Source organism: Microbacterium sp. LRZ72 (assembly GCF_033792225.1).
In the GTDB taxonomy this organism is placed as follows: domain Bacteria; phylum Actinomycetota; class Actinomycetes; order Actinomycetales; family Microbacteriaceae; genus Microbacterium.
This window is the reverse complement of sequence record NZ_JANGEX010000010.1, coordinates 56,478-79,298: the sequence shown is the minus strand read 5'-3', so window position 1 is coordinate 79,298 and position 22,821 is coordinate 56,478. Positions and strand designations below refer to the sequence as shown.

Annotated in this window: 21 protein-coding genes; 7 read left to right on the top strand and 14 right to left on the bottom strand. The window is 70.4% G+C overall.

Features of this window, described 5'->3' with window-relative positions; genetic code table 11:
• The first annotated feature begins 15 nt into the window (after positions 1 to 15).
• From M4I32_RS11435 to M4I32_RS11420, 4 genes are read left to right on the top strand one after another with little or no spacing between them, the layout of a single operon-like run.
• Positions 16 to 516, top strand: coding sequence for a thiamine pyrophosphate-binding protein (locus M4I32_RS11435; protein ID WP_319034595.1), 501 nt, complete (start codon positions 16 to 18; stop codon positions 514 to 516).
• On the top strand, positions 513 to 1,127 hold the full coding sequence (locus M4I32_RS11430; protein ID WP_319034594.1) for a thiamine pyrophosphate-dependent enzyme: 615 nt from the start codon (positions 513 to 515) through the stop codon (positions 1,125 to 1,127). Before M4I32_RS11435 ends, M4I32_RS11430 begins: the two co-directional genes overlap by 4 nt.
• Before the next feature lie 9 nt (positions 1,128 to 1,136).
• Positions 1,137 to 2,717: a GMC family oxidoreductase gene (locus M4I32_RS11425; protein ID WP_319034593.1), complete on the top strand. Its 1,581-nt coding sequence runs from the start codon at positions 1,137 to 1,139 to the stop codon at positions 2,715 to 2,717.
• A gap of 38 nt (positions 2,718 to 2,755) precedes the next feature.
• Positions 2,756 to 4,882 (top strand): S9 family peptidase, encoded by a 2,127-nt coding sequence (locus tag M4I32_RS11420; RefSeq protein ID WP_413466818.1) that lies wholly within the window; start codon positions 2,756 to 2,758, stop codon positions 4,880 to 4,882.
• A 99-nt stretch (positions 4,883 to 4,981) separates the two neighbouring features.
• Here M4I32_RS11420 and M4I32_RS11415 read toward each other — a convergent pair whose 3' ends face one another.
• The 5 genes from M4I32_RS11415 to M4I32_RS11395 form a co-directional block, all read right to left on the bottom strand.
• Positions 4,982 to 5,896 carry a hypothetical protein gene (locus M4I32_RS11415; RefSeq protein WP_319034592.1) on the bottom strand — a complete coding sequence of 305 codons (915 nt, stop codon included), beginning with the start codon at positions 5,894 to 5,896 and terminating at the stop codon, positions 4,982 to 4,984.
• Positions 5,897 to 6,062: 166 nt separating this feature from the next.
• On the bottom strand, positions 6,063 to 7,091 hold the full coding sequence (locus tag M4I32_RS11410; RefSeq protein WP_319034591.1) for an ATP-dependent 6-phosphofructokinase: 1,029 nt from the start codon (positions 7,089 to 7,091) through the stop codon (positions 6,063 to 6,065).
• A 142-nt stretch (positions 7,092 to 7,233) separates the two neighbouring features.
• Positions 7,234 to 9,387: a DEAD/DEAH box helicase gene (locus M4I32_RS11405; protein ID WP_319034590.1), complete on the bottom strand. Its 2,154-nt coding sequence runs from the start codon at positions 9,385 to 9,387 to the stop codon at positions 7,234 to 7,236.
• Between the two features lie 229 nt (positions 9,388 to 9,616).
• Positions 9,617 to 10,249, bottom strand: a complete 633-nt coding sequence (locus tag M4I32_RS11400; protein ID WP_319034589.1) for a hypothetical protein — start codon at positions 10,247 to 10,249, stop codon at positions 9,617 to 9,619.
• A 74-nt stretch (positions 10,250 to 10,323) separates the two neighbouring features.
• The gene (locus tag M4I32_RS11395) at positions 10,324 to 11,274 is read right to left on the bottom strand and encodes a glycerophosphodiester phosphodiesterase (protein ID WP_319034588.1); all 951 of its coding nucleotides are present in this window, start codon (positions 11,272 to 11,274) and stop codon (positions 10,324 to 10,326) included.
• Positions 11,275 to 11,359: 85 nt separating this feature from the next.
• Here M4I32_RS11395 and deoC point away from each other — a divergent pair, with 85 nt between their 5' ends.
• Positions 11,360 to 12,079: a deoxyribose-phosphate aldolase gene (gene deoC / locus M4I32_RS11390; RefSeq protein WP_319034587.1), complete on the top strand. Its 720-nt coding sequence runs from the start codon at positions 11,360 to 11,362 to the stop codon at positions 12,077 to 12,079.
• Positions 12,080 to 12,103: 24 nt separating this feature from the next.
• Here deoC and M4I32_RS11385 read toward each other — a convergent pair whose 3' ends face one another.
• The 5 genes from M4I32_RS11385 to M4I32_RS11365 form a co-directional block, all read right to left on the bottom strand.
• Positions 12,104 to 13,060, bottom strand: coding sequence for a bifunctional riboflavin kinase/FAD synthetase (locus M4I32_RS11385; protein WP_319034586.1), 957 nt, complete (start codon positions 13,058 to 13,060; stop codon positions 12,104 to 12,106).
• The gene (locus tag M4I32_RS11380; protein WP_319034585.1) at positions 13,057 to 13,509 is read right to left on the bottom strand and encodes a hypothetical protein; all 453 of its coding nucleotides are present in this window, start codon (positions 13,507 to 13,509) and stop codon (positions 13,057 to 13,059) included. The genes M4I32_RS11385 and M4I32_RS11380 overlap by 4 nt, the downstream gene beginning before the upstream one ends.
• Positions 13,510 to 13,607: 98 nt before the next feature.
• Complete coding sequence (locus M4I32_RS11375) at positions 13,608 to 13,976, bottom strand: hypothetical protein (RefSeq protein ID WP_319034584.1); 369 nt, start codon at positions 13,974 to 13,976, stop codon at positions 13,608 to 13,610.
• Positions 13,973 to 14,884, bottom strand: coding sequence for a tRNA pseudouridine(55) synthase TruB (truB, locus tag M4I32_RS11370; RefSeq protein ID WP_319034583.1), 912 nt, complete (start codon positions 14,882 to 14,884; stop codon positions 13,973 to 13,975). Before truB ends, M4I32_RS11375 begins: the two co-directional genes overlap by 4 nt.
• The gene (locus M4I32_RS11365; RefSeq protein ID WP_319034582.1) at positions 14,884 to 15,483 is read right to left on the bottom strand and encodes a uridine kinase; all 600 of its coding nucleotides are present in this window, start codon (positions 15,481 to 15,483) and stop codon (positions 14,884 to 14,886) included. The genes truB and M4I32_RS11365 overlap by 1 nt, the downstream gene beginning before the upstream one ends.
• 96 nt (positions 15,484 to 15,579) lie before the next feature.
• Here M4I32_RS11365 and M4I32_RS11360 point away from each other — a divergent pair, with 96 nt between their 5' ends.
• Positions 15,580 to 16,503 carry an A/G-specific adenine glycosylase gene (locus tag M4I32_RS11360; RefSeq protein WP_319034581.1) on the top strand — a complete coding sequence of 308 codons (924 nt, stop codon included), beginning with the start codon at positions 15,580 to 15,582 and terminating at the stop codon, positions 16,501 to 16,503.
• On the opposite strand, the gene rbfA is transcribed toward M4I32_RS11360, so the two are convergent.
• The 4 genes from rbfA to nusA form a co-directional block, all read right to left on the bottom strand.
• Positions 16,467 to 16,904, bottom strand: coding sequence for a 30S ribosome-binding factor RbfA (gene rbfA, locus M4I32_RS11355; RefSeq protein ID WP_319034580.1), 438 nt, complete (start codon positions 16,902 to 16,904; stop codon positions 16,467 to 16,469). The genes M4I32_RS11360 and rbfA overlap by 37 nt on opposite strands.
• A gap of 128 nt (positions 16,905 to 17,032) precedes the next feature.
• Positions 17,033 to 19,804: a translation initiation factor IF-2 gene (gene infB, locus M4I32_RS11350; protein WP_319034579.1), complete on the bottom strand. Its 2,772-nt coding sequence runs from the start codon at positions 19,802 to 19,804 to the stop codon at positions 17,033 to 17,035.
• Between the two features lie 56 nt (positions 19,805 to 19,860).
• Positions 19,861 to 20,133 (bottom strand): YlxR family protein, encoded by a 273-nt coding sequence (locus M4I32_RS11345; protein WP_319034578.1) that lies wholly within the window; start codon positions 20,131 to 20,133, stop codon positions 19,861 to 19,863.
• Positions 20,134 to 20,206: 73 nt separating this feature from the next.
• Complete coding sequence (gene nusA / locus M4I32_RS11340; protein WP_319034642.1) at positions 20,207 to 21,193, bottom strand: transcription termination factor NusA; 987 nt, start codon at positions 21,191 to 21,193, stop codon at positions 20,207 to 20,209.
• A 130-nt stretch (positions 21,194 to 21,323) separates the two neighbouring features.
• Here nusA and M4I32_RS11335 point away from each other — a divergent pair, with 130 nt between their 5' ends.
• Positions 21,324 to 22,820 (top strand): alanine/glycine:cation symporter family protein, encoded by a 1,497-nt coding sequence (locus M4I32_RS11335; protein ID WP_319034577.1) that lies wholly within the window; start codon positions 21,324 to 21,326, stop codon positions 22,818 to 22,820.
• The last annotated feature ends 1 nt before the right edge of the window (position 22,821 follow it).

Below are 22,821 nucleotides of genomic sequence, written 5' to 3'. Positions count from 1 at the left end.
CGAACACGAGGAACAATGAACACCACCGGTGTCGAGGCCGTGCTGCGCGGCCTCAAGAAGGCGGGGGTGAGCGTGGCGACCTATCTGCCCGACTCACTCCTGAAGGAGCTGTACCCGGCGCTGGACGGCGCCCCCGACATCCGCACGATCCCCGTCACCAACGAGGGCGAGGGGGCCGCGATAGCCGGCGGCGTCTTCCTCTCGGGCAAGCGCGCCGTGCTCGTGATGGAGAACTCCGGCCTGCGGGCCGCGACCGAGCACCTGTCGCGCCTGGGGCTCGGCTCCGGCATCCCCGTCGTCATGATCATGAGCTACCGCGGCGATCTGGGCGAGAACAACTGGTGGGCGGTGCCCCACGGCATCACGATGGAGCCGCTGCTCGGCGCCCTGCGCATCCCCTACCGGGTGGTGCGCCGCGAGGACGAGATCGAGCAGGCCATCGTCGACGCGTACGAATGGTCGTACACCGCGTACTACCACTCGGCGGTCGTTCTGGCGGGGGAGGTCGTCCGATGAGCATGTCGCGCTTCGCCTGCATGCAGGCCCTCGGCCGGCACCTCGAGTCCGAGCTGGTCATCCTCTCGCTGGGCGGCGCCGTGGACGAGTGGTACAACGCGGCGCCGCACATGCGCGCCGGCAGCCTCTTCCAGCAGCAGCTCGGCTGCGTCAGCGCCGAGGCGTTCGGACTGTCGGTGGGACTGCCGCACCGGCGGATCGTCTCGCTCGACACCGACGGCGGGATGCTGTTCAACCTCGGCGTGCTCGCGACGCTCGGCAACGAGCAGCCGCACAACCTGTTCGTCGTCGTGTGGGACAACGAGCAGTACCAGTCGATCGGCGGCCCCCGCACGCACACGGCATCCGGAACCGTCGATCTGGCGGGCATCGCGCGGGCCGCGGGAGTGCAGCACGCCTACACGGTGTCGACCCTCGCCGACTTCGAGGAGCACTGCGCGAAAGGGCTGGCGGCCGACGTGCCCTACATCGTGGTGGCGAAGACCGACGGAATCCTCGAGCCCGGGATCAAGCGCAAGCACTCGGACGGCCGCGAGGACACGTACACCTTTGTCCGTCACGTCGAGAACACCGAGGGGATCACCGTCATGGGTCCCAGCGAGCACAACTAGGGGCGCGGGATGCCGATCGTGCATGCGCCCGCGCGCGCCGAGTACGACTGGGTGATCGTCGGGGGCGGATCGGCCGGCTGCGTGCTGGCCAACCGTCTCTCGGCGGATCCCGATACACGGGTGCTGATGATCGAGGCGGGACCCTCCGGCGAGGGCGTCGCCGAGATCGACCGCGCGGACTCGTGGGTGTCGCTGCTGGGCTCTCGCTACGACTGGGGCTACGGGTACGCACCGACCGCGCGAGTGGACGGGCGCCGCATTCCCATCCCCCGCGGGCGCGTGCTCGGCGGCTCGAGCGCGATCAACGCGATGCTCTGGTACCGGGGTCATCCCCGCGACTACGACCGCTGGGAGGCGGAGGGCGCCACGGGGTGGAACGCCGCGTCGATGAACCGGCTCTTCCGCGTCGTCGAGGACTGGGAGGGCGGCGCCGATGCGTGGCGCGGGGCCGGTGGGCCGATCCGCGTCGAGCGCTCCCGCGACCCGCATCCGATCGCCGCGGCGCTGATGGCCGGCGCGGCGGAGGTCGGCTTCGACGTCATCGACGACCCCAACGGCGCCACGAACGAGGGGGTCGCCTGGACGAACTTCTCGGCGACGACCGGCGCCGACGGCGTCATGCGACGGTGGTCCGCGGTGCGGGGCTATCTGGCCCCCGTGCTCGAGCGGCCCAACCTCGACGTGCTCGTCGGGTCGCGCGCGCTCGGTGTGCGGCTCGAGGGCCCGCCGGGTGGAGAGCGCGCCCGGTCCGTGCGCCACGTCGTGGACGGACGGAGCGTCGAGACGGCGGCATCCCGCGGCATCGTGCTGACCGCCGGGGCGATCGACACCCCCCGGCTGCTGATGCTCTCGGGCATCGGTGACGCCGACGCGCTCACCGCTCACGGCATCCGACCGCTCGTGGACCTTCCGGGCGTCGGCGCGAACTTTCAGGACCACCCCCTGATCGAGGGTGTCACGGCGCGGGCCCGGCACGCGCTCGGACCGGTGCGCGACACCGGCGGCGGCAGCATGCTGAACTGGCGCTCGAGTGTGGCCGGCGAGGTGCCCGACCTGCACTCGTTCGTCGTGCAGGGCCCGCACGGAACGCCCGAGGTGCGCGACGAGTACGACCTGTCCGGTGACGTGTTCGCCGTATCGCCGGGCCTGATGGGATCGCGCAGCATCGGTTCCATCACCCTGCGTTCGGGCGATCCGGACGCGGCCCCCGACATCCAGCCGAACTTCCTCGCCGAGCGCGCCGACCTCGACGCGCTCGTGGAGTCGCTCGATACGATCCAGGACCTGTTCGGCTCGCGCGCCTTCGCCGACCTCGTCGCCGCGCCCCTCGCCCCTGCCGGGCGGCTCGACCGTCGCGAGGCGGAGCGGTTCGTGCGGCGATCGGTCTCGACGTTCTTCCACGCGGTCGGGACTGCCCGCATGGGCACCGACGAGCGCAGCGTCGTCTCGCCCGAACTGGCCGTGCACGGCGTGCCGGGGCTGTGGGTCGCCGACGCGTCGGTCATGCCGACCATCCCGACCTGCAACACGCTGGCGCCGGTGTATGCGATCGCGGAACGGGCCGCGGAGCTGCTGGCGGAGGTGCGCTGACAGGCGAGTGGCGTCTCGCACTCGGATAGCGTGGAGACGTGCCCTCTCACGACTCCCGGAACCTTTCCGCATCCGCCCCCGTGGCCGCCCGCGCCGCCCGCACCCGCAGCCACCACGGCGATGACGTCGACGACGCCTACGAGTGGCTGCGTGCGAAGGACGACCGCGAGGTGGTGTCGCATCTCGAGGCCGAGAACGCCTACACCGATCGCCGCACGGCGCACCTGGCCGGTGCGCGCGAGCGGATCTACGACGAGATCAAGAGCCGCACGCTCGAGACCGATCTGTCGGTGCCGACGCGCCGCGGCGGCTGGTGGTACTACGGCCGCACCGTCGAGGGCAGCCAGTACGGCATCCAGTGCCGCGCACCCGTCGCGAACGAGGACGACTGGACGCCGCCGCAGCTCGAGCCCGGCACGGCCGTGCCCGGCGAGCAGGTGCTGCTCGACGGCAATATCGAGGCCGAGGGGCACGAGTACTTCGCGCTCGGCTCGCTCGACATCACCGACGACGGCGTCCGGATGCTGTACGGCATCGACACGGCCGGAGACGAGCGCTACACGATCCACGTGCGCGACCTGACGACGGGTGCCGCGCTGCCCGACGAGATCGTCGACACGGCGGCGGGAGCGAGCTTCTCCCCTGACGGAACGAGCATCGTGTACGCGACCGTCGATGACGCCTGGCGGCCGGACACGCTGTGGGCGCACCGTCTCGGCGAGCCGGTGGCCGACGACACCCGCCTGTTCCACGAGCCGGACGACCGGTACTGGCTCGGCGGGGGGTTCACCCGCAGCGACCGCTACCTGGTGATCGGGCTGGGGTCTTCGATCACCTCGGAGTGCTGGCTCGTGCCCGCCGACGACCTGAGCGCCGAGCCGAGAGTCGTCTGGCCGCGACGCGAGGGCGTGGAATACGAGGTCGATCACGCGGTCGTCGACGGCGAGGACGTGCTCTACGTACTGCACAACGACGGAGCGCTCGATTTCGAGCTCGTCCGCGTCGCCGCCGCCGACCCCGCCGGAGAGCGGGTGAGCGTGTTGCCGCACACCCCCGGCATCCGGCTGCTCGACGTGGACTGCTTCCGCGATTTCGTCGCCGTCGAATACCGCCGCGAGGGGCTCGCCCGCCTGGGCCTGCTCCCCCACGACTCGCGGGAGCTGTCTGAACTCGAGTTCGGAGAGCCCCTGTACGCGGCCGGCTTCGGCGGCAACCGCGAGTGGGCGCCGCGGATGCTGCGTCTCGGCTACGGATCGTTCGTGACACCCCGCACGGTGTACGACTACCGCCTGGACGACGGCGAGCTGCTGCTGCGCAAGCGCCAGCCCGTGCTCGGGGGCTATGACCCGGAGGAGTATGCGCAGGAGCGCATCTGGGCGACCGCCGACGACGGCACGCAGATCCCGATCTCGCTGGTCTGGAAGCGCTCGTTCGGCCAGGTAGGCGGCAAGCCGCGCCCTCTGCACCTCTACGGATACGGCTCGTACGAGCACTCGATCGAGCCGGCCTTCTCGATCGCACGACTGTCGGAGCTCGACCGCGGCGTGGTGTTCGCGGTCGCCCATGTGCGCGGCGGGGGCGAGATGGGCCGGCAGTGGTACGAAGACGGCAAGCTCACCCGCAAGCGCAACACCTTCACCGACTTCGTCGCGTGCGCCCGGCACCTCGTCGATCAGGGCTACACGGTTCCCGAGCGACTCGTCGCCGAGGGCGGCAGTGCGGGCGGACTGCTCATGGGGGCGGTGGCCAACCTCGCGCCGGAGCTGTTCGCGGGCGTGCTGGCGCAGGTGCCCTTCGTCGACGCGCTCACGACGATCCTCGACCCATCCCTGCCGCTCACCGTGATCGAGTGGGATGAGTGGGGCGATCCGCTGCACGATCCCGATGTCTACGCGTACATGAAGTCATACTCGCCGTACGAGAACGTGCGCGAGGGGGTCTCCTATCCCCGCATCCTCGCCGTGACGTCGTTGAACGACACCCGCGTCATGTATGTCGAGCCCGCCAAGTGGGTCGCCCGGCTGCGGGAGGTCGGTGCGGATGCACTGCTGAAGTGCGAGATGGTGGCCGGCCACGGCGGGGTCTCGGGGCGCTACAACTCCTGGCGCGAGCGGGCGTTCGAGCTCGCGTGGCTGCTGGATGTGATGGGCGTCGCCGACGCCTGACCAGGCAGTCACCGCGCCTCCGCCCCGCAACCCCACCCCTGTGTCCCATTTCTCGTCGCATTGCCGGCGCTCAGACGACAACGAAGGGGACACAGCAGGTCAGGACGGTCGCCATCCGGCACGAAGAAGCGCCTCCCGAACGCGACGAAGCGCCTCCCGTCCGCCGTGCTTCATGTGGTCACCGATGATCCGCACATGCTGCCAATCCTGCCCCCGGATGCTGTCCCACCGGTCGACGTCCCGTGCGAACTGCGCGCGGTCCAGCTCGTGCACTCGTCCGTCGTATTCCGCGCACACCCGCCAGTGTGGGAACGCGAGATCGAGCTCGGCGACGAAGCGCCCCGTGCGATCCCGCAAGTCCCAGTTGACCTCGGCACGGGGCAGACCCCCACGCGCCAGCAGGAGACGCAGGCTGGTTTCACGCGGCGAGCGCACCCCCACGCGCACGAGGGCAAGCGTCGCGCGCAGCATGCCGCGACGATCGCCCATGAGGTCTATCTCGGCGCGCAGCTCATCGATGGAGGCCAGAGCATTGCGCGGGGCGATCATGTGGTCGGCCGCGGCGACGAGATCATCGAGGTGCCACGTCGCCCCCGCCTGACGCCACGCCCGCACCGGGTGCTCGAGGGGGAAGCCCAACGGACGCGCGCTCCATGCGGGCTCCCGGACCTGCAGGCGATGGCCGACGACGCCCTCCACACGCGGCTCGCGGGCTGGTCGGTACGCCGAAACGTGCAGCCCGGGACGAAAGGGGGTGCTGGGGAGCGGCACCCCGCGCAAGCCGAGGGCCGTCTCGTGACTGTAGAACTGGCCGGGACGCAACCTCGGAGCGTACTCGCGAGCGCGCTCGAGCAATGTGACCGCCCGCGCCTGGTCCGCGCTCACTCGTATGCCCGGGTAGGGCGCTCGCAGATCGAGTCGACGGAGGCGCTCGCGCCCGACGCCCGCTGAGAGCGCCTGCCGGGTCGAGAACGACGGTCCGAGTGATTCAGGCAGGGGCGACGGATGCGGCATCCCGACAGTGTCGCGATCCCGACTCGGCAGCGCGGACGGGAGAGATCTCCCCCGTGCATTCCTTGCGGGTGGCTGCCTTGTGGAGGACAAGCCGAACGTGTCCCACTATTCGTCGACGACCGAGCCCTGAAACGACACATAGTGGGACGCCGTGTCTGCGATCCTGTCAGCCGAAGAGGGCGGCGGCCTCGTCGTAGCGGTGGCGGGGCACGGTGTTGAGCTCGCCGAGCGCGTCGGCGAACGGTACCCGGACGATGTCGGTGCCGCGCATGGCGACCATCTGTCCCCAGTCACCCTCGACGACGGCGTCCGCTGCGTGCAGGCCCAGGCGCGTCGCGAGCACGCGATCGAAGCCCGACGGCGAGCCGCCGCGCTGGATGTGACCGAGCACGGTGGCGCGGGTCTCGACCCCCGTGATGCGTTCGATCTCGGGAGCGAGCACCTCGCCGATGCCGCCGAGCCGGGGCCGGTTGAAGGCGTCCAGCCCCTTGTCGGAGTATGCCTCGACCATGCCGGCCGGAGCGAAACCCTCCGAGACGACGACGAGCGGCGCCCGGCCGCGGTCGTGTGCGCTCGAGACCTGCGCGCAGATCTCATCGATCGACAGCGGCACCTCGGGGATGCAGATGACGTGGGCGCCGGCGGCCACTCCCGCGTGCAGCGCGATCCAGCCCACGTGCCGGCCCATCACCTCGGCCACCATGCAGCGCTGGTGCGAATCCCCCGTCGTGCGCAGCCGGTCCATCGCGTCCGTGGCGATGTTGACCGCCGTGTCGAACCCGAACGAGTAGTCCGTCGCCCGCAGGTCGTTGTCGATGGTCTTCGGCACGCCCAGCACGTTGATGCCGTCTTTCCAGAGCCGATCGCCGGCGGCCAGGGTTCCCTCGCCGCCGATGGCGATGATGCCGTCGATGCGGTGGCCGTAGAGCGTCTTGGCGATGTTCTCGGCGCCCCCGCGCGGTCCCTCGTAGGGGTTGGTGCGACTGGTGCCGAGGATCGTGCCGCCGACCCGAGACAGGCCCTTGACCTCGTGACGGGTCAGCGGAAAGAAGTCAGCGTCGACGACGCCGCGCCAGCCGTCCCGGATTCCCACGAACTCGAGGTCGTACGCTGTCGTGCCCTTGAGGACGACACCGCGGATGACCGCGTTCAAGCCGGGGCAATCGCCGCCGCTCGTGAGGATGCCGATCTTCATGCTGGCTCCTTGCTGCCCGGAAGGCTGTGGAAAAGGGATGCGGGACACGGCGACGCTGCCTGTCCGACACTATCGCCGCAGACGGCCCGCCTGCCACGCGGCGCCGCCTCACGACCGCGAGCGCAGCCGCGTGCCTCGATGCTCAGGCCTGTCCGAGTGCCCGACGCGTCACGTGCATCAGCGCGCTCAGCTGCACCGAGTCGCTCGATCCCGGCTCTACCGCCACCCCGTCGAGCGCGCGCAGCGCGAGCCCCTGCTTGGCATCGATGAGCTCCGCGATCTTGGTGTCGATCGTGTGGGCCGCGATGATCCGCCACGCGGTGACCGGCTCGTCCTGACCGATGCGGTGCACGCGGTCGATCGCCTGCGTCTGCTCCGCCGCCGTCCAGCTGAGCTCGGCGAGCACCACGTTCGAGGCGGCCTGCAGGTTCAGCCCCACGCCCGCCGCCGTCAGCGAACACACGGCGATGCCGACATCGGCCTGCGAATTGAAGGCGTCGATCGCCTGCTGGCGCACCGTGTTGGTCTGATCGCCGCGAATCGAGACGGTCCGCAGGCCGGATGCCGCGAAGTGCGCCTCGGCCGCGTTCATGACGTCGATGTGCTTGGCGAAGAACACGACCTTGCCGACGGAGCGCTGCAGCTGCACGGCGTAGTCGGCCGCGAGCTGGGCCTTCGCCTGGCCGATGCGGCGGACCATGGTGAAGACGTTCTCACCGCCGGCGCCGGCCGCCTTCGACTCGTCCAGCTCGTTCTGCGCCACAAGGCGGATGATGTCGTCGTCGAGCTCGTCGGGGGCGAGTCCACGGTCGCCGCGTGCCTCGAGGATGCGGCGGTACCGTGCCGCCAGGCGCTCGCCCAGCTCGCGTTCGGCCTGCCGCACCGAACGGCCGTACTCGTCGTCGAGCTCCACCGGAAGGTCTGCGACGAGCTTGTCGGGCAGGTCGGCGGCCACGTCACGCTTCTTGCGCCGCACGATGCCCATCGAGATGACAGCCTCGCGCGCCTCCGGGTAGAACGCTTTGTCCGCCGGGGTGAGGCCCGTGCGGTCGAGCTTCTCCATCAGTTCCGGGCCGGGCTTCTCACCGTTCGTCCACCCCAGGAAACGCCAGATCGCGTCGAAGTCCTCGACGTCGTTGATCAGCGGCGTGCCCGTCAGCGCCACCATCAGGGGGTTGTGCACCTGCGAGCGGATGCGACCGGCCAGCGCCAGCACGTTCTTCGAGCGCTGCGAGGTCAGGTTCTTGATGAAGTGCGCCTCGTCGACGACCATCCCCTTCAGCCCGATCGACCCGAGCCACGACAGATGCCGGTCGAGGATCTCGTAGTTCACGATGAAGATGTCGGCGAAGGCGTCGATGTCGGTGCCGTCACCCTGGATGACGGTCGCGCGGCGCTGCGGGGTCCACAGCTCCACCTCACGCGCCCAGTTCATCTTCACGACATTCGGCACGACGACGACGAGCGGGTAGGCCTCGGCCACCGACGCGGCGAGCACCGACTGAGCGGTCTTGCCGAGCCCCGGCTCGTCGGCCAGCAGAAAGCTGCGGTGCCCCTCGCGCACGGCCTCGAGAAAACGGGACTGGTGAGGCATGACCTCGCGTCCGCGGGGCGAGATGCGGTCGTACTCGGGCAGGGGCGGCAGCGGCATGCTCGCCGCCGAACCCCCGGCGCCACTGTCGAAGGCCTTGTAGAGCGGACCCATGAGCTCCCAGCCGTCGAGGCGGCGCCGCGGCGTCTGCGCCGGGGTCACGCGGCTGAGATCGGGCGGCAGAAACGGGTTCGCCATCTGGCGCGACTCGACGGCCGGCGGCGTGACCTGGCGCTCCGCGAGTCCGGCGGGCACGACGGGCTGCACGGCGGGAGCGACATCCGTGATGATGAGATCGTCGGCTGCCAGCTCCGCACCCGACTCGAGCAGCCAGTCGCGCCGCATGCGGCGCGCCACCGGCGACGTCGCCTGATCGACCTCGAGCAGCTGGATGAGCGTCGTGTCACGCGCGGCGGTCTTGGCGAGGATCGTCGCCACCCCGTCGAGCCGCTTGAGCAGCTCGGCGCGCACCCCGTCGGTCAATGCGGTGTCGGCCTTGACTCGCGCGCGCTCTTCGCGAACGAGAAAGGCGATGACCTGGAACTTGACGCGGTTGGTCGGACCGAGCTTGCCGCGCTGCGCCTTGGCCTCGACCTCGCGCACCTTTCGCGCCAGGATCGGGATCAGGGGCGCGTCGTCGTCCTTGCGGGCGGACGACTGCTTGGAACGGCGTCGTTGAAGCTGTGGCTGTGCCGTGGTCGGCATGCTCCTCCTGAGCGTGTGCGCCGGAATGACCCGGCGGATCTTCCTCCAGCGTGGCTGGCGGGCATCTTCTCCCGTGGGCGGCCTCGAGGCCGGGACAGGCACGGATGGAAAGGCGCATCGGTGTTCGCGCGAGACGTCAGCCTCGGCGAAGGATGCCGCGTGTCTCCCCACGCGCCATTCTACAGAAAACCGCGGCGGATGCGTGAGACCCGCTGCGGCGCGGTCCGACTCAGGCCCAGAGGTTCGTCATGACGTCTTCGGTGTATCCGTCGGGGTAGAAGTTGATCCACCGCGTCGCGACCCAGCCGTTGCCGCGCAGCACGTGTGTCTCGCCGAATGCGGCGACGTCGTTCTCGCCGCTGCGCGTGCAGAGCGTGCCGTCGGCATCTTCCTCGCAGGCGAAGCCGTCGGCGAGCAGCGCCTGCTCCACCATGGCCGACTGCTCCGCATCGACGATCGTGACGTTGGTGGCCAGCCCGACCTCGGAGGGCACGCCCCATGAACAGCGCAGCGTCGGCACCCCCGACTCCAGCAGCTCGAGGGCCGGCGCGACTTCGGTGGCGGTCAGCGTGACGTTGGGATCGTTCAGCGGAGGGTTCTGCTCATTGAGCAGGCCCAGCATCTCGGCCGAGTAGATGTCTTCGCACGCCTCCGGCAGCACGATGTCCTCGGCGGGAGGCGCGCTCGACGACGGCTCCCCCGACGGCGAGGGCGAGGCCGGGGTCTCGGGAGAGGGGTCGCCGGAGCTCGTCGGCGGGGCCCCGGGGTCGGTGGCGCAGGCGCTCAGGACGACGACGCCCGCGAGAACGACGCCGAGCAGGCCCAGCGACCGGTGGGCCGGGATGGCACGAAGGCCTGTCATGAGGCGTCCTCTCTCGGCGCGGATGCGCCTTCTGCGAGAGTAGCGACTGCGGGACGCCTGTGGCGACCCCGGCGTCATGGACTCGCGTCGCCGCGTGCGAGCCACCCCGACAGCTCTGCGGGGGTGTCGGTCACGATCCCCTCGACGCCGGCGTCGATGGCACCCTGCCAGCTCGAGTCGTCGTTGAAGGTGTAGACGATGACACGGATGCCGTGTGCGTTCAACTCGTCAACGGCGCCCGGGCGCGCGAGGATCTCACGGCCGGACACGATGATTCCGCGCACGCCGAGTGCCCGTGCCGTGTCTGCGACGTCGTCGGGCAGCGCACTCAGGATCGCCAGCCTCGAGAGCACCGTGGACTCTGCCTCGATGAGCGCGAGGGTGCGGGCGTCGAAGCTCGCGGCCGCCACCCGCCGCTCGAGACCGCGCTCCTCGACCGTGTCCGTGAACGCGCGCGCCCCGGCCGCGTCCCACTCCCCCTTCAGCTCCGCCAGCACGCGCGTATCGGACGCGGCGACGAGATCGAGCAGCTGCTCCAGGGTCGGCACGGGCGTGCCGGCGAAGTCGGCCGAGAACCACCCCCCGGCATCCAGCTCGCCCACTTCGGCCAGCGTCATCTCGTTGAGCCTGCCGGTCCCGTTCGTCGTGCGATCGACGGTCGCGTCGTGCATCAGCACCACGTGACCATCGGCCGTGAGCGCGGCGTCGACCTCGACGTACTCGACACCCGCCTCCACGGCGGCGGCGACGGCGGGCAGGGTGTTCTCAGGGGCGCTCTCGGAGTCGCCGCGGTGCGCGGCGACGAACGCCGCCTGACCCGGGTCGCGGGGCGAGCCGAGGAACTCCCGGGCCGTCACCGGCTGACTGCTCACCCCGGCGAAGGCGACCAGCAGCCCGGTCAGGGCCAGCACTCCAACGACGGCCAGCGCCGAGAACGCACGGCGCGCGCTGTCGCGGCGTTCGGGCATCGCGTCCTCCGGGTCGTCGGGATGGTGACCGACAGCATACGCCTCTTCGTTACCCATTCGTTACTTTTCGCGTGCGGGCCGCGAGTCCACCCGCCGACGCGGAGCACGCGGCGAGGTCTGTGCCGGCGCGTAGGCTGAGCACATGACCGCGCCGATGACCGAATCCAACCTGGCCGCGACGATCGACCACGCGATCCTCAAGCCTCAGTTCACCCGCGCCGACGTCGACGCCGAGCTCGACGTCGCCGCCGAGTGGAGGGTGTTCAGCGTCTGCGTGCGGCCGTCCGACATCGCGTATGCGACGGGGCGCCTGGAGGGGACCGGGGTCGCGGTGGGCACCGTCATCGGGTTCCCGCATGGGACGACATCCACCGCCGCCAAGGTCGCGGAGGCGACGCAGGCGCTCGTCGACGGCGCCACGGAGCTGGACATGGTCATCAACATCGCCGCGCTGCGATCTGGTTTCGACGACGCCGTCGTGGCCGACATCCGCGCCGTCGTCGACGCCGCACAGGGGCGGGTGACCAAGGTGATCCTCGAGACCTCCCTGCTCGACGACGAGCAGATCGCCCGGGGAAGCCGCCTCACCGAAGCGGGCGGCGCGGACTTCGTCAAGACCTCGACCGGCTTCGCCGGCGGCGGGGCCACGGCCGAGCACGTGCGCCTCATGCGTGCGAACGTGGGCGCGGAGGTGCAGGTCAAGGCGTCCGGCGGAGTACGCGGACTCGACGACGCGCTGACGATGATCGAGGCCGGCGCTACCCGGTTGGGCACGAGTGCGAGCGCGACGATCCTGGGTGAGCTGCGTGCGCGACTGGCCGGCGGGGCGGGTTCGTCGGCCGTGGACGAGACGTCCTACTGAGCCACTCGCCGGACCCGGCCCGCACTATTCGAGAAGCGTGCGGGCGCGGGTGACGTCGTCGGCCATCTGGTCCTTGAGGGCTTCGATGCCCCGGAACGCGACCATTCCGCGGATCCGCTCCACGAACTGTACGGCCACGTCATGGCCGTACAGATCGAGCTCTCCCGCGTCGAGCACGTGTGCCTCGACCTGCCGCGCCGCAACACCCGTGAACGTCGGATTGTCGCCGACCGAGATCGCCGCCGGATACCGCGTGGTCGCCGCAGGGCCCGACGTCTCGGGAGTGTCGATCAGCCAGCCCGCGTAGACCCCGTCGGCGGGGATGAAGCCGTCGAGGTCGGGGGTGAGGTTCGCCGTCGGATAGCCGAGTTCCCGCCCGCGCTTGGCGCCGTGCACGACCTCGCCCCAGACAGCGGGCGGGCGGCCGAGCAGCTTCGCCGCGTCGGCGACGCTGCCCTCGTCGAGAAGCTCTCGGATCCAGGTCGACGAGACCCGGCGCCCGTCGAGCGAGCGGATGTCGTCGATCTCATCGACGCGGAAGCCGTACTCCTCCCCCATGCGCCGCAGCAGCGCGGCGTCGCCGCGACCGCCTTGCCCGAAGCGGAAGTCGGTGCCGACCAGGACCGTGCGCGCGTGCAGTGCGTCGCGCAGGATGCGGCGGACGAAATCCTCTGCAGGCTCGGCGGCCAGGGTCTCATCGAAGCGCAGCATCAGGGTCGCATCGATGCCGGTGTCCTCGAGCAGCGCCGCCTTCTGGCGGGTCCCGACGAGCGCTCGCGGGCAGACGAGCGGTGCCAGCACCGCGAGCGGGTTGCGGTCGAAGGTGACGGCGACGGTGCGCGCTCCCGTCCCGGCGGCGTCCACCAGCATCCGCTCGATGATGGCCCGGTGCCCGGCGTGCAGGCCGTCGAACTTGCCGATCGCCACGACGCTCTCGCCGAAGTCTGCGGGGATCTCGCCCGGGTCGGTGTAGAGCATCACGCCTTCGCCCGCTCACGCGGCGCGCTCGCTGCGGCCTCGGTGGGCCGCGGGCGGTGCGCCACGAGCCACCAGATTCCGAAGAACGGGAGCACGAGAGGAATGAACAGGTACCCGTAGCCGTACACCGACCACACACTCGGATGCTGGAACAGCTCGGGCAGCAGCAGACTCAGTGTGCCGACGACGAGCACGCCCGCCAGCTCGAAGCAGATCGCCGCCCACGCCACGGCGTACCAGGAGCGGGAGCCCGAGAAGATCAGCGCCAGCGTGGCCAGGATGTACACGACGGCGGCGAGGGCCGACAGCGAGTACGCGAGCGGGGCCTCGTCGAACCGCTGGACGATCTGAACGAACGAGCGGCCGGTCGCTGCGAGGGCCATTACGGCGTACACGATGACGAGCACACGACCGATGCCGGTCATGCGACGGGTGGCGGAGCGTGAAGACATGACTGCTCGATTCTACGGCGACGGTGTTCTCTCTACGGCGACGGTGTTCTCTCGACGACGGTGCTCTCTCGTCGACGGTGCTCTCTCGTCGACGGTGCTCAGGCCACCTGGACGGTCCAGATGATGTGCATCCGCCAGAGCATCACGGCGACCGACAACGCCACGACTCCCATAATCACGGTGCTCCAGCGGCTGCGTTCGATCAGGGCCCACGCCACTCCCCCCACCGGCAGGAGGACCGCCGAGACGAGGTACACCCAGTACTCGAGCATGCTGCCTGTCGGCGGGTTGCCCGCGATCGGCGCGATCATCGCCACGACGACCTGCGCGACCAGCAGCACCTCGACCAGCGCGAGAGCGCCGACCGTCACATCACTGGGTCGCCGGCCCACCAGGCCGATGACGATGCACAGCACCCCCGCCAGCACGGCGATCGCGACCTGCACGAGCGTGAACCACAGGATCATCCGGTCCCCCCGGCCGCCGCGGGTGCGGGCAGGTTCATCGCGCTCTTGATGTCGTCGCCGCGCCGTTCGACCACACCGACCAGCGTTCCCCCGGTCGTGATCGCCGCCTGCCGCTCGCCGACCAGACGTGGTGCGGCACCGGTGAGGCGTTTCCCCTGCCACAGCGCGCGGGCTTCGTCATCCGAGACCTCGAACCTGCCGAGCACGGTGGCCGCCACCTCGGCGGGGTCTGCCAGCGCCTCGACGGCGATCGCGTCGGGCACGACCGCGTCGTCCACGGCGAACGGCCCCACGCGCGTGCGGCGCAGTGCCGTGAGATGCCCGCCGACACCGAGGTCGGCGCCCAGGTCGCGTGCGAGCGCACGGATGTACGTGCCGCTCGAGCAGTCGATGACGACGTCGAGATCGATCGTGCCGGCGGCCCTGCGGACCGCGCGCAGGTCGAATCGGGCCACCGTGACCGCCCGTGCCGCGAGGGTGACGTCCTCCCCCTTGCGGGCGAGATCATACGCGCGCCGACCGTCGACCTTGATCGCCGATACCGAGCTCGGCACCTGCGAGATGGCGCCGGTGAGAGCCGCGACACCCGCGGCGATGTCGGGGTCCGTCACTCGCTCGATCGTGTCGAGGGACGCGACGTCGAGCGTCTCGCCCTCGGCGTCGTCGGTCGTCGTCGCGCTGCCGAGCCGGATCGTCGCCTCGTACGTCTTGTCGAGGCCGACGAGGTACGTGAGCAGCCGCGTCGCCGATTCGACGCCCAGCACCAGCAGACCGGTGGCCATGGGGTCGAGGGTGCCGGCGTGCCCGATCTTGCGCGTGCCGAGAGCGCGACGGGCTCGGGCCACGACGTCGTGGCTCGTGACGCCCGCGGGCTTGTCGACCAGGACCATGCCAGGGTGCCCGCCCATCAGCAGAAATCCTCGAGAGCGCGGCGGGGCGAAGCCGGGTCGCGATTGTCGATGATCGCCGATGCGCGCGACCGCGGCCGCTCGTCGCGCTCGTAGACCGCGAGCACGGTGTCCGGCACCTGCCTGCCGGACTGCGACCCACGCGGCTCGTCGAGCCATACCGACCAGTTCCACAGCCCGCGCAGATCCGGCCGGTGCGCGAAGGCGCCGTCGACCACCAGCACCGCATCCTCGGGTCCCGTGACCCAGCGCGCCTCGACCGGAGCATCGCGTTCGGCATCCCACGCCTCGAGCTGGAACCCGATGGATGCCGCCGCCTGCCGCCCGTCGCGGAACGGGTCGATCAGCACGCGTCGCAGGGTGCCGACGTCGTACCTGTCGCGGTCGCCCCGCGGCCGCCGGAAGCCGTCGAGCGAAGCGCGGAACGCGTCGAGGCCGTCCTCGGCGAACACCTCCGCGAGGCCGTCGGCGAAAGCGGCCGCGCCGACCGGGTCGGCGCCGTCGACGGCGATCACGACGCGCCCGCGCGGGTAGTGCCCGCGCACCTCGTCACGCAGCTCGCGCAGAAGCGTCGTTCGGGCGGTGACGGGCAGGCGCATCCTCCCAGCCTATGCGCCGGATCCCCCGCCTCGCGGATCACCGTCGCGGCAGCGGGCGCAGCCGACCAGCGGCCCGCCGGCACCTAGGATGGCCCGGTGCCCGTGGCCTCCGACATCCTGAACGACTGGTACCGGCGCACCGCGCGCGACCTGCCGTGGCGCCGACCGGGGTTCGGGGCGTGGGGCATCCTCGTGAGCGAGTTCATGCTGCAGCAGACACCGGTCGCTCGCGTGATCCCGCTGCTCGAGGCGTGGCTCGCACGCTGGCCCACCCCGGCGCACCTCGCCGCCGCCGCCCCGGCCGACGCCGTTCGCGCCTGGGCGAATCTCGGCTATCCGCGGCGGGCGCTGTGGCTGCACCGCGCCGCGGTCGAGATCACCGATCGGCACGGCGGCGACGTGCCCGCCGACGTCGACGCGCTGCTCGCCCTGACGGGCATCGGAGACTACACCGCTCGCGCCGTCGCCGTGTTCGCGTACGGGGCGCACGAGCCGGTCGTCGACACGAACACGCGGCGCGTCATCGCGCGCGCCCTCGACGGACGGGCCCAGCCGGGCCCTCCATCACGTGCCGACCTGGCCCGAATGGGTCGGATGCTGCCCGAGGACGACACGGCTGCCGCGGTGTTCAACGCGGCGACGATGGAACTCGGCGCGGTCGTCTGCACCGCGCGGGCCCCGCGCTGCGGCGAGTGCCCGATCGCGGACTCGTGCGCGTGGCGCGCGGCCGGCTATCCCGACACGCCGGACACCCGTCGACGGCAAGCCGCCTACGAGGGCAGCGACCGCCAGGCGCGCGGAGCGCTGCTGCGCCAGCTGCGCGAGAGCGCGTCGGCCGCGATCCCGCTCGAGGCGGCCCTCCCGGCGTGGCCGGACACACACCAGCGCGACCGCGCCATCGGCACGCTCGTCAGCGACGGGCTGATCGAGATCGTCGACGAGAGGGTGCGGCTGCCGGAGACGGCCGACGGGATGCCGACGGCTCAGGCCTCGTCGTCGGCCTCGCCCCGCACGAGGTAGGGGTCCGCCTCGCCGGCATGACGGGCGGATGCCGCCAGCCCCGCCACCTGTGCGTCGCGCTCGCGCGCTTCGCGCAGCAGGTCTTCGATGTGACCGGCGTTCTCGGGCAGGGCGTCGGCGATGAACTCCAGCGTCGGCACCAGCCGCACGTTGAGGTTGCGCCCGAGCTCGCTGCGCAGCATGCCGGTCGCCGACCGAAGCGCATCGGCGCTGGCCAGCCGTTCCTCTTCTGAGCCGAGCACCGTGTAGAACACGCTGGCGTGCTGCAGGTCGCCCGTGACACGCACGTCGGTGAGCGTCACGAAGCCCAGGCGCGGGTCGCGCAGGCCCTTCTCGAGGCGCTCCGCGAGGATCACGCGGATCCGATCCGCCAGCCGCGCCGCTCTCTCATTCCCAGCCATCTGATTCCTCGTTCTTTTCTCTCCCCCACCCCACGCGGGTGATGAGGAGGTTCCGGGTGTCCCGACGGAGCAATCGGGGTAGGGGTCCCCGCTCTTGCGGAGTCGGGACACCCGGAACCGGGGCTACGTCAACCCCGCGGCTTCTCCACCATCTCCGTCGTCTCGATCTCGTCGCCGATGCGGATGTCGTTGAACTTGCCGAGCCCGATACCGGCCTCGTAGTCCGTGCGGACCTCGGTGACGTCGTCCTTGAACCGGCGGAGCGACTCGATGGCCAGACCGTCGGCGATCACGACACCCTCGCGGATGACGCGGGCCTTGGCGTTACGGGTGATCGTGCCGCTGCGGACGATGACACCGGCGATGTTGCCGACCTTCGAGGAGCGGAACACCTCGCGGATCTCGGCCACACCCGACTGCACCTCTTCGAACTCCGGCTTGAGCATGCCCTGGAGGGACTGCTCGACGTCGTCGATCGCGTTGTAGATGACCGAGTAGAACCGGATGTCGACGCCTTCACGGGCGGCCCGCTCGCGGGCCTTCGTGTCGGGCCGCACGTTGAACCCGATGATGATCGCGTTGTCGATCGTCGCCAGGTTGACGTCGGATTCGGAGACGGCACCCACACCACGGTGGATGATGCGCAACTGCACCGAATCGTCGACCTCGATCTTCATCAGCGACTCTTCGAGCGCCTCGACGGCACCCGACACGTCGCCCTTGATGATGAGGTTGAGCGATTCGACCTTGCCCTCCTGGAGCGCCCGGGTGAAGTCCTCGAGCGAGATGCGCTTGCGCGCCTTCGCCAGCTGGGCGTTGCGCTCGGCCGCTTCACGCTTCTCGGCGATCTGTCGGGCGAGCCGGTCCTCCTCGGTGACGATGAAGGTGTCGCCGGCGCGAGGCACCGAGTTCAGCCCCTGCACCTGCACCGGACGGGACGGGTACGCCTCGGCGACCTGTTCGCCCTGCTCGTCGATCATCGCCCGCACACGTCCGAAGGCCGTTCCGGCGACGATCGAGTCGCCGACCCGGAGCGTTCCGGACTGGATGAGCACCGTGGCGACCGAGCCGCGGCCCTTGTCGAGCTTGGCCTCGATCGCGATGCCGCGGGCGTTCTTGTTCGGGTTCGCCCGCAGGTCGAGCCCGGCGTCCGCCGTGAGCAGCACGGCGTCCAGCAGCTCCTGGATGCCGAGGTTCTGCACGGCCGAGACGTCGACGAACATGACCTCGCCGCCGTACTCCTCGGCCACCAGCCCGTATTCGGTCAGCTGCTGGCGAACCCGTCCAGGATTGGCGTCGGGCTTGTCGACCTTGTTGACCGCGACCACGATCGGCACGTTGGCCGCCTGGGCGTGGTTCAGCGCCTCCACCGTCTGCGGCATGATGCCGTCGTCGGCGGCGACGACGAGGATCGCGATGTCGGTCACATCGGCGCCACGGGCACGCATGGCGGTGAACGCCTCGTGACCGGGGGTGTCGATGAAGGTGATCGCGCGCTCGTGACCCTCGTGCTCGGTCCAGATCTGGTAGGCGCCGATGTGCTGCGTGATGCCGCCGGCTTCGCCCGCGACCACGTTGGTCTGCCGCACGGCATCCAACAGGCGTGTCTTACCGTGATCGACGTGACCCATGACGGTGACGACGGGAGGACGGATCTCGAGCTCGGACTCGTCCTCGGCCTCGAGCTCCTTGTCGAGATCGAGACCGAACGTCTCGAGCAGCTCTTTGTCCTCGTCCTCGGGCGAGACCATCTGGATGCGGTAGCCGAGCTCACCACCCAGCACCTCGAACGTGGCCTCGTCGAGGGATTCCGTCGCCGTCGCCATCTCGCCCAGGTTGAACAGGATGGTCACGAGCGTCGACGGCTGCACGGTGTAGCCCGTGATCGATTCGATCTTGTCGGCGAAGTCCGAGATCGATGCGCCGCGGCGCATGCGGATGATCTGGCCGTTGCCCTTCTGGACGTTGATGCCGCCGACGACCGGCGCATCCCTCATCTCGAATTCTTGCCGCTTCGCCCTACGCGACTTGCGCTGCTTGGACTTGCCGCCGCCCTTGCCGAAGGCTCCCGCCGTGCCGCCGCCGGGACCACGGCCACGACCGCCGCCACCGGGCCGGCCGGCGAAGCCGGGACGGCCGCCGGGGCCACCACCGGGACCGCCGGGGCCACCACCGGGACGACCACCGGGGCCCGAGCGCTGCTGGAAGGGCGCGCCCGGCCGACCGCCGCCGGCACCGCCGGGACGACCACCGGGGCCGCCACCCGGACGCGGAGCGCCGGGGCGCGGGGCACCGGGACGCGGCGGCTGCGGGCGCGGGATGTTGCCGGGTGTGGGCCGCTGGCCCATGCCCTGCTGGGAGGCGAAGGGGTTGTTGCCCGGACGCGGCCCGCCAGCGGCGGGGCGCTTGCCCATGCCCTGCTGGGAGGCGAAGGGGTTGTTGCCCGGACGCGGGCCGGGCTGCGGGGCCGAGGGGGTTGGCCCCCCGTCGCCGGGCGTGGGACCGGACGGTCCCGGGGTCGGCGCGGCGGGCGCATCGGCGGGGGCCGCGGGGCTGTCGGACGCAGCGGGGGCGGCCGGCGCGGCGCCGGGCTTCGGCGCCTCGGGAGCTTCGGCCGCGGGCTTCTGCGGCTCTTCCGCCGCGGGCTTCGCGGGAGCCGCGGGCTTCGCCGGCCCCGGACGCGCCGAGGTGCGGCCGCCCGGCTTGGGAGCATCGGACGGCGCGGCCGGAGCCGCGCCTTCGGCCGCGAGCGCAGCTCGCAGCTTGCGAGCCACGGGGGGCTCGATGGTGGACGAGGGGCTCTTGACGAACTCTCCGAGCTCCTTCAGCTTGGCCAGAGCGGCCTTGCTGTCGACGCCGAGTTCCGAGGCGATCTCGTGCACGCGTGGTTTGCCAGCCACAAATTCTCCTGTCTGGGTCCACCCAGACAGGGCAGACCGCTAGTTGCGGACGGGTCTCATTTCGAGCCGTTCACTTTGTTTCCATAGCCATTCAGCCGTTTCTCGAGGGTCTGCGTGTCAAGCGGGCCTGACGCGCGCAGTGCTCGCACGAAAGCTCGCCGCCGCAGGGCGACGGCAATGCATTCCGGCGTGTCGTGCACCCACGCGCCCCGGCCCGGAGCTACCGCCTTCTCGTCGGCGACGAGAACACGGCCCTTCGCGACGAAGCGCAGAAGTTCGGTCCGGGTGGCACGCGCGCGGCATCCGACGCACGTTCGTACGGATTCCATCCTACACCTCCCGGCCGTGGGTGGTTGAGCGTGAGTCGCCGGCGCATCAATGCGGCTTCGCCGCATTCATCCGCTACGACTCAAGGATGCTGTCGGGCTGAATGTCGATCTTGGCGCCGGTGAGCTTGGCGGCCAGACGCGCATTCTGGCCTTCCTTGCCGATCGCCAGCGAGAGCTGGTAGTCGGGGACGAGGGCGCGCACAGCCTTCGTCGATGCATCGAGCACAAAACTCGACGACACCTTCGCGGGCGACAGCGCGTTCGCCACGAACGACGGCAGATCGTCGTCGTAGTCGACGATGTCGATCTTCTCGCCGCCGAGCTCCTCCGTCACGGCGCGGACGCGCCGTCCGAGCTCGCCGATGCAGGCGCCCTTGGCGTTGATCAAGGGATCCGTCGCCTTAACCGCGATCTTCGTGCGGTGTCCGGCCTCGCGGGCGAGCGAGACGATCTCGACCAGGCCGGAGGCGATCTCGGGCACTTCGAGGGCGAAGAGCTTGCGCACGAGACCGGGGTGCGTGCGAGACACGCTGATCGAGGGTCCCTTCGTGCCGCGGGTCACGCTCGTGACGTACACGCGCAGGCGCGAGCCGTGCGGATAGGTCTCCCCCGGCACCTGCTCCTCGGGCGGCAGGATCGCCTCGACCGTGCCGAGGTCCACGTGGATCATGCGGGGGTTCGGGCCCTGCTGCACGACACCGGCGACGATGTCGCCCTCCTTGCCGCGGAACTCGCCGAGCACCGCATCGTCGGCGATGTCGCGCAGGCGCTGCATGATGACCTGCTTCGCGGCGAACGCGGCGATCCGACCGAAGTCGTCGGGCGTGCTCTCCTCTTCGCCGATGACGGCACCGTCTTCGTCGGTGACGGGGACGAAGATCGCCACGTGGCCGGTCTTGCGATCGACCTGCGCACGCGCCCCGTCGGGAAGGTCGCCGCCCGGCGAGGTGTGCTTGCCGAATGCGGTCAGCACCGCCTGTTCGATGATCCGCACGAGTTCGTCGAGGGGAATGTCCTTCTCCCGTTCGATCGACCGCAGCAGTCCGAGATCGATGTCCACGATGCCCTCCCTATTCAGCTCTCGCCACGGCGTCAGGCGCCGCGGCATCCCCCCTACGTTACCGGATGCCGCGGCTCGCCGAGGTGCGCGATTGCCGTGGCGCCGCGCCCGCGCGCGCCATACTCATCCCATGGAATCGGTGAACGCGTGGCTCCTGACATGGGGCGACCATCTGTGGACCTGGATCATCGTGCCGATCGTCGTGGTCCTCGGGCTCTACTTCACCGCGCGCTCGGGGGTGGTGCAGTTCCGTCTCATCCCCGAGATGTTCCGCACCCTCACCGACCGCACGCCGCGCACCGACACGGGCGAGCCGCAGTCGGTGTCAGCCTTCCAGGCCTTCACCATCTCGGCGGCCTCGCGAGTGGGAGTCGGCGACATCGCCGGCGTCGGCACGGCGATCGCCCTCGGCGGGCCGGGCGCGGTGTTCTGGATGTGGCTCATGGCCTTCGTCGGCGGCGCATCGAGCTTCATCGAGTCGTCGCTGGCGCAGCTGTTCAAAGTGCGTGACGCGGACGGCTTCCGCGGCGGCCCCGCCTATTACATGCAGCGCGGCCTGAAGGCCCGCTGGCTCGGGGTGTGGTTCGCCGTCATCCTGATCGTCTGCTTTCCGTTCGCGTTCAGCTCCCTGCAGGCCAACACCATCACGGCGACCGTCAGCGGCAGCCTGGGTGGCGAGGTCGCTCCCTGGGTGCCGTGGGTCGTGGGCGGGGTGATCGCGCTGCTGACGGGTCTGGTCGTCTTCGGCGGCGTCCGGCGCATCGCCTCGGTCACCCAGACCCTGGTGCCGGCGATGGCCTTGATCTACCTGCTGCTCGGGCTGCTGGTGGTCGCGTTGAACATCGGCGAGCTGCCCGTCGTGCTCGGGCAGATCTTCACGCAGGCGTGGGGGTTCAACGAGGTCGTCGGGGCCGCCTTCGGCTACATCGTGCTCACGGGCATCAAGCGCGGCATGTTCTCGAACGAGGCGGGCCTCGGCTCGGCGCCGAACGCCGGCGCGAGCGCCGCGGTCACCCACCCCGTCAAGCAGGGCCTCGTGCAGACGCTCGGCGTGTACTTCGACACGTTCCTGGTGTGCACGATCACCGCGTTCATCATCCTCGTCTCGGCGCCCGATCTCACGGCGGCCGAGCGCGGCATCGGCCTGACGCAGGGGGCTCTCGTCACGTCGCTCGGCGGATGGGCGAACGTCGTGCTCAGCATCGTCATCTTCCTGCTCGCCTTCAGCTCGATCCTCGGCAACTACTACTACGGCGAATCGAACATCGAGTTCATCTCGTCGCGGCACGCGGTTCTGGTGGGCTATCGCATCCTGGTCGTTCTCGCCGTGCTCGCCGGATCCGTCGCAGCCGCCGAGCTCGTGTGGAACTTCGCCGACGGCGTGATGGGGCTGATGGCGCTGACGAACCTGATCGCGATCGGACTGCTGTCGGGCCTGGCTTTCCGGCTGCTCAAGGACTACACGCGCCAGCGACGCGAGGGCCGCAACCCGGTGTTCACCCGATCCCTGATGCCCGACGTCGACGGGATCGAGTGCTGGGAGGATGAGCTCTCGGTCACCGGCCCTCTCGACGTGGTCACCGGCACGCGCGAGTCGCGAAAGCACCGCGACCACCTGCGCAGCTGAC

What these genes read in the sequence shown, in the direction of transcription:
- M4I32_RS11435 (WP_319034595.1), top strand. Translation starts at nt 16, where the DNA reads ATGAACACCACCGGTGTCGAGGCCGTGCTGCGCGGCCTCAAGAAGGCG.
- M4I32_RS11430 (WP_319034594.1), top strand. Translation starts at nt 513, where the DNA reads ATGAGCATGTCGCGCTTCGCCTGCATGCAGGCCCTCGGCCGGCACCTC.
- M4I32_RS11425 (WP_319034593.1), top strand. Translation starts at nt 1,137, where the DNA reads ATGCCGATCGTGCATGCGCCCGCGCGCGCCGAGTACGACTGGGTGATC.
- M4I32_RS11415 (WP_319034592.1), bottom strand. Translation starts at nt 5,896, where the DNA reads ATGCCGCATCCGTCGCCCCTGCCTGAATCACTCGGACCGTCGTTCTCG.
- M4I32_RS11410 (WP_319034591.1), bottom strand. Translation starts at nt 7,091, where the DNA reads ATGAAGATCGGCATCCTCACGAGCGGCGGCGATTGCCCCGGCTTGAAC.
- M4I32_RS11405 (WP_319034590.1), bottom strand. Translation starts at nt 9,387, where the DNA reads ATGCCGACCACGGCACAGCCACAGCTTCAACGACGCCGTTCCAAGCAG.
- M4I32_RS11400 (WP_319034589.1), bottom strand. Translation starts at nt 10,249, where the DNA reads ATGACAGGCCTTCGTGCCATCCCGGCCCACCGGTCGCTGGGCCTGCTC.
- M4I32_RS11395 (WP_319034588.1), bottom strand. Translation starts at nt 11,274, where the DNA reads ATGGGTAACGAAGAGGCGTATGCTGTCGGTCACCATCCCGACGACCCG.
- deoC (WP_319034587.1), top strand. Translation starts at nt 11,360, where the DNA reads ATGACCGCGCCGATGACCGAATCCAACCTGGCCGCGACGATCGACCAC.
- M4I32_RS11380 (WP_319034585.1), bottom strand. Translation starts at nt 13,509, where the DNA reads ATGTCTTCACGCTCCGCCACCCGTCGCATGACCGGCATCGGTCGTGTG.
- M4I32_RS11375 (WP_319034584.1), bottom strand. Translation starts at nt 13,976, where the DNA reads ATGATCCTGTGGTTCACGCTCGTGCAGGTCGCGATCGCCGTGCTGGCG.
- truB (WP_319034583.1), bottom strand. Translation starts at nt 14,884, where the DNA reads ATGGGCGGGCACCCTGGCATGGTCCTGGTCGACAAGCCCGCGGGCGTC.
- M4I32_RS11365 (WP_319034582.1), bottom strand. Translation starts at nt 15,483, where the DNA reads ATGCGCCTGCCCGTCACCGCCCGAACGACGCTTCTGCGCGAGCTGCGT.
- rbfA (WP_319034580.1), bottom strand. Translation starts at nt 16,904, where the DNA reads ATGGCTGGGAATGAGAGAGCGGCGCGGCTGGCGGATCGGATCCGCGTG.
- M4I32_RS11345 (WP_319034578.1), bottom strand. Translation starts at nt 20,133, where the DNA reads ATGGAATCCGTACGAACGTGCGTCGGATGCCGCGCGCGTGCCACCCGG.
- M4I32_RS11335 (WP_319034577.1), top strand. Translation starts at nt 21,324, where the DNA reads ATGGAATCGGTGAACGCGTGGCTCCTGACATGGGGCGACCATCTGTGG.